The sequence below is a fragment of the Chryseobacterium sp. ERMR1:04 genome (assembly GCF_001297705.1).
GTDB lineage: Bacteria > Bacteroidota > Bacteroidia > Flavobacteriales > Weeksellaceae > Chryseobacterium.
In genome coordinates, this window is the sequence record NZ_LIRF01000001.1 from 1 (window position 1) to 8376 (window position 8376).

At 37.1% G+C, this 8376-nt stretch carries 4 protein-coding genes; 2 read left to right on the forward strand and 2 right to left on the reverse strand.

The window, feature by feature from the left end:
* Positions 1–1035: T9SS type B sorting domain-containing protein (locus AMQ68_RS00005; protein ID WP_131725114.1), on the forward strand; the 1035-nt coding region annotated here is incomplete at its 5' end.
* A gap of 80 nt (positions 1036–1115) precedes the next feature.
* A complete protein-coding gene (locus AMQ68_RS00010; RefSeq protein ID WP_054508601.1) occupies positions 1116–4313 on the forward strand; it encodes a thrombospondin type 3 repeat-containing protein in 3198 nt (1065 codons plus the stop codon).
* Here AMQ68_RS00010 and AMQ68_RS00015 read toward each other — a convergent pair.
* Positions 4214–7261, reverse strand: a complete 3048-nt coding sequence (locus tag AMQ68_RS00015) for a thrombospondin type 3 repeat-containing protein (protein ID WP_054508602.1) — start codon at positions 7259–7261, stop codon at positions 4214–4216. The genes AMQ68_RS00010 and AMQ68_RS00015 overlap by 100 nt on opposite strands.
* Positions 7262–7341: 80 nt before the next feature.
* The coding region (locus AMQ68_RS00020) for a T9SS type B sorting domain-containing protein (protein ID WP_131725114.1) at positions 7342–8376 on the reverse strand (1035 nt) is incomplete at its 5' end.

An 8376-nucleotide genomic window follows, 5' to 3' on the forward strand; every position in this document is an offset into this window, starting at 1 on the left:
GCAGGCGGAACTTATACCCTAACCATTACAAGTGCTACTCCATCAGGATGTGTAAAACAGTCTTCTGTAACAGTAATACAAAATACAACACCTCCTCCAGTTTCATTAACTGCCACCTCCCTCATTATATGTAAAGGAGAATCAACCACCATTACTGCAGCAGGAGCCATATCATACACTTGGAACGGATTACCCGGAAATGCAAACATACAAACCGTTTCTCCAATAGTCACCACAACCTATACCGTAACAGGAGTAGGTACCAACGGTTGTGTCGCACAAAAATCAATTACTATTACTGTGGTACCCGAAATTGTTTCTTCATTAGCAGATATCGAAATCTGTAAAGGAAATAAAGGTTCACTAGATGCAGGAGCAGGACCTAACTACACCTACTCATGGAACACAGGCGAGACTACACAAATTATTAATCCAACTCTCGAAGGAACTTATACTGTAACCATTAGCAATGGCGTTTGTGCTAAAACCTTCTCTGCCAAAGTTACCTATACACAAGTTCCGGAGATTCTGGATATTGTATATCAAGATGATGCCCTAACGATTAAGGTGAAAAATAATGAAAATTTACCCCTAGAATATTCTATCGACGATGGGGTAACATGGCAAAGTTCAAATATATTCTACAATGTTCATAAAAACACAGAATATGCCATCAGAGTAAGAAACATAAGAACCCTATGTGATGCTTCCGTTCTTTATTATACATTCTTTCTACCCAATGTTATAACTCCAAATGATGATGGACACAATGATGTGATAAGTTTCGCAGGAATTGCAAAATTTAAAAACTTCTCTGCTACAATATTTGACAGGTACGGACTCCAGATATTCAAAGCTACTAAAGAAAATCCTGTGTGGGACGGAAAATTCTTAGCTCGCGTGATCCCTACGGCCACCTATTGGTATATCGCATCTTGGGAAGATAGGATAACAGGAAGACCAATTAAATTATCCGGCTGGATACTCCTAAAGAATAGACGAAATGATGAGAGAATAATTCCGATCAATAATTAATAAAATCCTCAAAAACGGCAAGCCTATTCTCTCTGAGAAATGGCTGCCTATTTATTTTTTTAATAAAAGACAAACACAGAATGAATAAAAAAATAGCATGTTATTTCTTAATTATTTTATTTTGTTTATCATACAAAAGTTCAGCCCAAACTTATCAAGATACCCCCAACATAATTAATAAGTCCGGAGCTCTAAAACTAAATAACTTAAGAAACTTAAGAAATTTAAATACCCAATGTCCTAGTCATAATATAATCATCAACGGAACATTTACTGATAATGCTAATAATTGGATATTACAGCCCGGATGGGATGCTCCTGGTTCACAAGCACTTTTTTCTGAAAACTATGCAACAAATAAAGATATTTCTCAAAGCTTAAACAATTTAGATTTAGCAAATACTAATAATTTCATTCCTTTAACCCTCACATTAGGAACTCAGGATGGAAATCAGAGTGCAGGATCTACGGCTAAATTACAAATATTATTAAACAATACCGTATATGCTACTATTGATAACGGTACACAAAGAAATCCCGCTATAAATAATGTTAAAATTACCCTTAGCAATGGTGCAACTTCCAATTTCATCCCTTTTACTACAGCCAATATAAATGGTTTTACTAAACAGACTTTTACAGTTTATATCCCCAGTAGCACCATTCCTAATACTTCGACTCTAATTTTCAGAGCAACAACCGGAATTGATGATTGGTTGTTAGAAGATATTTCAATATTAGCTTTTACTTGTGATCATGATGGAGATGGAGTTCCTGATTATATAGACTTAGACAATGATAACGATGGTATTCTGGATACCGATGAATGTCCCAATATTTTTGAAAATGTTGATTTTTCAACCAGTAACAATGTTCCATATACATTTACAGCTCCACCAACGGATTTAGGTTTTATTTTTGATGTATATCAATTAGATAATTCATTTAATTTAATTATCAATGGAAATAGTTTAGCAAATCAAGAAATACAATTCGAAAATTTTTTAATAAATAATATTAGATTTGCTGACGGTTCAAGATATGGACAAAATGGAATACCGGACATATGGAATATAATAGGTTCTTCAGCTACAAACCCTGCTGTTAGAATTATTATTAATCCTAATGGAAGCATAAATATGTATGGAAGTAAAACATCGGGAGGCCCACTTCTTCCTTTAGAACTTTTTAACGGAGCGTTCTTTAATAATATTATCTGGAATAGCCAAAGTAATAATATAGTAAAAATAACGCAATTAGTACAAGGAATGACATATATTTCAGGTACTGGAGGAGGTTACAAATCGGGATTTTGCGACTTGGATGGGGATGGTATATCTAATCAATTTGATTTAGATTCTGATGGAGATGGATGTTTTGATTCTATAGAAGGTGATGAAAACGTCACACTATCTCAAATCAATGCCAATGGATCCATAGCAGGACCTGTAGATTCACAAGGAGTTCCTATCTTAGTAAATGCTGGTGGAGCCGCAGATATTGGCGGAGATCAAGGACAAGGAATAGGATCTTCTCAAGATGCAACTATTAACACGTGCTCTTGTGATCCGCCTACTATTACAAGCTCATCATCAACAATCTGTATTGGCCAAACCGTAACTCTTACTTCAAGTCAAGCTACAGGAAACACTTGGTCTACAGGTGAAACCACACAATCTATTGTTGTGACAACTCCAGGAACATATACGGTAACGCATTCTGACAGTGTATGTACAAGTGCTCCCGCATCTATTACGATAGTACAAGGACTTGTTCCCACTGTCCAAAATACAGGTTTAAGTGTATGTTCAGATTCAGCAACAGCTACTTTTGATCTTAGTTCAGCGCAAGCTGATATTAGTGTAACTCCCGGGGTAAGTTTTACCTATTATACCAACCAAGCAGATGCCATAGCAGGAAATACAAATAATATTGCTAATCCTTCTGCATATACTTCTGCAAATACAACTCTTTATGTAAGGGTAGCATCTGCACAAGGCTGTTTTAATGTTGCCGAACTTCAGCTCAACATAAATCCGAATCCGGTTCCGGTAATTACAGCATCTGCCAATGTAATTTGTAATGATAATCCCGTAACGCTAACTTCAAATTTACCTACAGGAAACGTTTGGTCCACAGGAGAAACAACACAAACCATTACCGTTTCAAATGAGGGAACCTATACCTTAACCAATAACAACGGTACCTGTATAAGTACACCGGCTTCTATTGCTATTCTTAAACAAATAGATCCAAATCTCCAAATAGCAGGAAACCTCCTATTTTGTGAAGGTGATTCCACGATATTAACCGCAACTGCTAACGGAACCGGAAACACATTCTTATGGTCTAATGGAACCACAGGACCTACAAATACGGTGACAGCTCCCGGTATTTATTCCGTTACCCTAACAACAGCTTTAGGATGCCAGTATCAACAATCGGTAACCGTTGCCATGGATCCTATTATCATTGTCAACATATTACCTCCTTCACAGACCATTACCTGTCTGGTAACTGAAATAACACTGGATGCTACGGCATCTGTATATCAACCAGGAGCTACTTTCCTATGGACAGCTACAGCAGGGGGAAATATTGTATCAGGGGGAAATACTTTAAATCCTGTAGTAAATGCAGGCGGAACTTATACCCTGACCATTACAAGTGCTACTCCATCAGGATGTGTAAAACAGTCTTCTGTAACAGTAATACAAAATACAACACCTCCTCCGGTTTCATTAACTGCCACCTCCCTCATTATATGTAAAGGAGAATCAACCACCATTACTGCAGCAGGAGCTGTATCATACACTTGGAACGGATTACCCGGAAATGCAAACATACAAACCGTTTCTCCAATAGTCACCACAACCTATACCGTAACAGGAGTAGGTGCCAACGGTTGTGTCGCACAAAAATCAATTACTATTACTGTGGTACCCGAAATTGTTTCTTCATTAGCAGATATCGAAATCTGTAAAGGAAATAAAGGTTCACTAGACGCAGGAGCAGGACCTAACTACACCTACTCATGGAACACAGGCGAGACTACACAAATTATTAATCCAACTCTCGAAGGAATTTATACCGTAATCATTAGCAATGGCGTTTGTGCTAAAACCTTCTCTGCCAAAGTTACCTATACACAAGTTCCGGAGATTCTGGATATTGTATATCAAGATGATGCCCTAACGATTAAAGTAAAAAATTTACCCCTAAAATCTTCGAGAGTTGGATTAATAATTTGTGTAGTCTCGCCTGTGTTCCATGAGTAGGTGTAGTTAGGTCCTGCTCCTGCGTCTAGTGAACCTTTATTTCCTTTACAGATTTCGATATCTGCTAATGAAGAAACAATTTCGGGTACCACAGTAATAGTAATTGATTTTTGTGCGACACAACCGTTGGCACCTACTCCTGTTACGGTATAGGTTGTGGTGACTATTGGAGAAACGGTTTGTATGTTTGCATTTCCGGGTAATCCGTTCCAAGTGTATGATACAGCTCCTGCTGCAGTAATGGTGGTTGATTCTCCTTTACATATAATGAGGGAGGTGGCAGTTAATGAAACCGGAGGAGGTGTTGTATTTTGTATTACTGTTACAGAAGACTGTTTTACACATCCTGATGGAGTAGCACTTGTAATGGTCAGGGTATAAGTTCCGCCTGCATTTACTACAGGATTTAAAGTATTTCCCCCTGATACAATATTTCCCCCTGCTGTAGCTGTCCATAGGAAAGTAGCTCCTGGTTGATATACAGATGCCGTAGCATCCAGTGTTATTTCAGTTACCAGACAGGTAATGGTCTGTGAAGGAGGTAATATGTTGACAATGATAATAGGATCCATGGCAACGGTTACCGATTGTTGATACTGGCATCCTAAAGCTGTTGTTAGGGTAACGGAATAAATACCGGGAGCTGTCACCGTATTTGTAGGTCCTGTGGTTCCATTAGACCATAAGAATGTGTTTCCGGTTCCGTTAGCAGTTGCGGTTAATATCGTGGAATCACCTTCACAAAATAGGAGGTTTCCTGCTATTTGGAGATTTGGATCTATTTGTTTAAGAATAGCAATAGAAGCCGGTGTACTTATACAGGTACCGTTGTTATTGGTTAAGGTATAGGTTCCCTCATTTGAAACGGTAATGGTTTGTGTTGTTTCTCCTGTGGACCAAACGTTTCCTGTAGGTAAATTTGAAGTTAGCGTTACGGGATTATCATTACAAATTACATTGGCAGATGCTGTAATTACCGGAACCGGATTCGGATTTATGTTGAGCTGAAGTTCGGCAACATTAAAACAGCCTTGTGCAGATGCTACCCTTACATAAAGAGTTGTATTTGCAGAAGTATATGCAGAAGGATTAGCAATATTATTTGTATTTCCTGCTATGGCATCTGCTTGGTTGGTATAATAGGTAAAACTTACCCCGGGAGTTACACTAATATCAGCTTGCGCTGAACTAAGATCAAAAGTAGCTGTTGCTGAATCTGAACATACACTTAAACCTGTATTTTGGACAGTGGGAACAAGTCCTTGTACTATCGTAATAGATGCGGGAGCACTTGTACATACACTGTCAGAATGCGTTACCGTATATGTTCCTGGAGTTGTCACAACAATAGATTGTGTGGTTTCACCTGTAGACCAAGTGTTTCCTGTAGCTTGACTTGAAGTAAGAGTTACGGTTTGGCCAATACAGATTGTTGATGATGAGCTTGTAATAGTAGGCGGATCACAAGAGCACGTGTTAATAGTTGCATCTTGAGAAGATCCTATTCCTTGTCCTTGATCTCCGCCAATATCTGCGGCTCCACCAGCATTTACTAAGATAGGAACTCCTTGTGAATCTACAGGTCCTGCTATGGATCCATTGGCATTGATTTGAGATAGTGTGACGTTTTCATCACCTTCTATAGAATCAAAACATCCATCTCCATCAGAATCTAAATCAAATTGATTAGATATACCATCCCCATCCAAGTCGCAAAATCCCGATTTGTAACCTCCTCCAGTACCTGAAATATATGTCATTCCTTGTACTAATTGCGTTATTTTTACTATATTATTACTTTGGCTATTCCAGATAATATTATTAAAGAACGCTCCGTTAAAAAGTTCTAAAGGAAGAAGTGGGCCTCCCGATGTTTTACTTCCATACATATTTATGCTTCCATTAGGATTAATAATAATTCTAACAGCAGGGTTTGTAGCTGAAGAACCTATTATATTCCATATGTCCGGTATTCCATTTTGTCCATATCTTGAACCGTCAGCAAATCTAATATTATTTATTAAAAAATTTTCGAATTGTATTTCTTGATTTGCTAAACTATTTCCATTGATAATTAAATTAAATGAATTATCTAATTGATATACATCAAAAATAAAACCTAAATCCGTTGGTGGAGCTGTAAATGTATATGGAACATTGTTACTGGTTGAAAAATCAACATTTTCAAAAATATTGGGACATTCATCGGTATCCAGAATACCATCGTTATCATTGTCTAAGTCTATATAATCAGGAACTCCATCTCCATCATGATCACAAGTAAAAGCTAATATTGAAATATCTTCTAACAACCAATCATCAATTCCGGTTGTTGCTCTGAAAATTAGAGTCGAAGTATTAGGAATGGTGCTACTGGGGATATAAACTGTAAAAGTCTGTTTAGTAAAACCATTTATATTGGCTGTAGTAAAAGGGATGAAATTGGAAGTTGCACCATTGCTAAGGGTAATTTTAACATTATTTATAGCGGGATTTCTTTGTGTACCGTTATCAATAGTAGCATATACGGTATTGTTTAATAATATTTGTAATTTAGCCGTAGATCCTGCACTCTGATTTCCATCCTGAGTTCCTAATGTGAGGGTTAAAGGAATGAAATTATTAGTATTTGCTAAATCTAAATTGTTTAAGCTTTGAGAAATATCTTTATTTGTTGCATAGTTTTCAGAAAAAAGTGCTTGTGAACCAGGAGCATCCCATCCGGGCTGTAATATCCAATTATTAGCATTATCAGTAAATGTTCCGTTGATGATTATATTATGACTAGGACATTGGGTATTTAAATTTCTTAAGTTTCTTAAGTTATTTAGTTTTAGAGCTCCGGACTTATTAATTATGTTGGGGGTATCTTGATAAGTTTGGGCTGAACTTTTGTATGATAAACAAAATAAAATAATTAAGAAATAACATGCTATTTTTTTATTCATTCTGTGTTTGTCTTTTATTAAAAAAATAAATAGGCAGCCATTTCTCAGAGAGAATAGGCTTGCCGTTTTTGAGGATTTTATTAATTATTGATCGGAATTATTCTCTCATCATTTCGTCTATTCTTTAGGAGTATCCAGCCGGATAATTTAATTGGTCTTCCTGTTATCCTATCTTCCCAAGATGCGATATACCAATAGGTGGCCGTAGGGATCACGCGAGCTAAGAATTTTCCGTCCCACACAGGATTTTCTTTAGTAGCTTTGAATATCTGGAGTCCGTACCTGTCAAATATTGTAGCAGAGAAGTTTTTAAATTTTGCAATTCCTGCGAAACTTATCACATCATTGTGTCCATCATCATTTGGAGTTATAACATTGGGTAGAAAGAATGTATAATAAAGAACGGAAGCATCACATAGGGTTCTTATGTTTCTTACTCTGATGGCATATTCTGTGTTTTTATGAACATTGTAGAATATATTTGAACTTTGCCATGTTACCCCATCGTCGATAGAATATTCTAGGGGTAAATTTTCATTATTTTTCACCTTAATCGTTAGGGCATCATCTTGATATACAATATCCAGAATCTCCGGAACTTGTGTATAGGTAACTTTGGCAGAGAAGGTTTTAGCACAAACGCCATTGCTAATGGTTACAGTATAAGTTCCTTCGAGAGTTGGATTAATAATTTGTGTAGTCTCGCCTGTGTTCCATGAGTAGGTGTAGTTAGGTCCTGCTCCTGCATCTAGTGAACCTTTATTTCCTTTACAGATTTCGATATCTGCTAATGAAGAAACAATTTCGGGTACCACAGTAATAGTAATTGATTTTTGTGCGACACAACCGTTGGTACCTACTCCTGTTACGGTATAGGTTGTGGTGACTATTGGAGAAACGGTTTGTATGTTTGCATTTCCGGGTAATCCGTTCCAAGTGTATGATATGGCTCCTGCTGCAGTAATGGTGGTTGATTCTCCTTTACATATAATGAGGGAGGTGGCAGTTAATGAAACTGGAGGAGGTGTTGTATTTTGTATTACTGTTACAGAAGACTGTTTTACACATCCTGATGGAGTAGCACTTGTAATGGTTAGGGTATAAGTTCCGCCTGC

Coding starts and splice junctions, on each gene's coding strand:
- AMQ68_RS00015 (WP_054508602.1), bottom strand. CDS start 7,261: ATGAATAAAAAAATAGCATGTTATTTCTTAATTATTTTATTTTGTTTA.
- AMQ68_RS00010 (WP_054508601.1), top strand. CDS start 1,116: ATGAATAAAAAAATAGCATGTTATTTCTTAATTATTTTATTTTGTTTA.